Annotated in this window: 1 protein-coding gene; it reads right to left on the minus strand. The window is 60.2% G+C overall.

Annotated features, from left to right (window positions below):
- Nucleotides 1-1,504 (minus strand): toprim domain-containing protein (locus FDW95_RS03460; protein ID WP_249358903.1); only part of this gene is annotated, 1,504 nt, incomplete at both ends.

Here is a 1,504-nt window from a genome sequence, read left to right on the forward strand (position 1 = left end):
TATCAGCGAGAAGCCAATCAGCGCCGCGCGCTCGCGGGGGGATTCCAGCGTCTCGATGGTGGCCGAGGTGGCGTTATCTTCCCCGGCGAGCATCGTCGCTATTTCGGCCAGAATGCTTTTCCCGCTGCCGCCGGGACCGGTCACTTCGAGAAAGAGCTGCCAGTCGTAGCGGTTCGCCAGCACCATAAACAGCGCGGCCAGAATCACGTCGCGTTTTTGTGGATTTTTACCGGCTGCACGGTCGAGCCAGCGCCAGAAGTTCGGCGCGTGCGTCTCCAGCGTTTCCCCTTCCACCGGCGGGGTGAAATCCACATCGCACAACGTGCGCAGCCAGTGCGATTTGTGGTGCGGGCTGAATACGCCGCTTTGAGTATCGAGTACCCCGTTGCGAAAGCCAATCAGACGGCGCGCCGGTGTATCCTGCTGCGGAATAATCAATTTCAGGGTCTCCACCACCGAGGCAATTTTCCCGGACGAGAACGGGGCGCGTAAGCGCTGGAATAAATCAGCCACATTCCGTGAAAAAGTGGCGGCAGGGATATTTTTCCAGATGCCGTTTTCATAGCGGGACAGGAGCTGGCCGTTCGCATCCACCGCCAGCGCTTCGCCGTAGTGCTCATGCACCCGCAGAGCCTTGTCGCTGGCGCTCATGGCGGTAAATTCCGCCTCGCTCATGGTGCTGAACGGGCTGTCAGCCGGTGGCCGGATGGCGTCATAAATAGTCTTGCGCGTGGCCTCTTCACCTTTCTGCATAAACGCATCATTCCAGTCACCGAACACCGGCGGCAGGGCAACAATGCCCTCACAGGCATCTGCGGCCGCAGCGGCTTTGCTCTGGCCGTCGCCGTTCAGGTCACGGTCAGCGGCCAGCACAATCTGACAGGCCGGATATTTCTGACGGGCAAGGCTTGCCAGAGAAAGGAGGTTCACGGAGGACAGCGCCACCATGACGGTTTCCCTGGTCAGGTGATGCACGGTGAGCGCGGTCGCATAACCCTCCGCAATCCACAGGCGTTTTCCGGCCTGTTTCTGTCCTTCGATGATATGACATGCCCCTTTTACCGCTCCGCCTTTCAGGGTGCGTTTGAGACCATCAGCATTGATAAGCTGAAGGTTAACCAGTGCGCCGGTATCGTCATGCAGCGGCACCACCACATCACCGGCGCGGAACGTCACGCCGCCGGTTTTATGCATGGCGGTGAGCGTCAGACATTCCAGAGCGGGGAAACCCTTGCAGGTGAGGTAGGCATTGCCGGTGGCTGGTCGGGTTTTCTCCATGAGCCTGACGGCCAGCGCAGCCGCCGCTTTGCGGTCGGCCACAGTTTCGGCCTCTGCGGCCGCAATCAATTCCGGGGCAACCGGCGACAGATTGCCGGTCACGGCATTCACCTTCCCGGCGGCCTCTGAGGGAGTCACGCCAAACACTTTTTCTACCAGCTTAAGCTCGTCACCCGCGCCGCACTGGTTACAGAACCACGTGCCGCGCCCCTCTTTATCGTCAAAG

This window comes from Citrobacter sp. wls718 (genome assembly GCF_005280945.1).
Taxonomy (GTDB): Bacteria; Pseudomonadota; Gammaproteobacteria; order Enterobacterales; family Enterobacteriaceae; genus Citrobacter; species Citrobacter gillenii.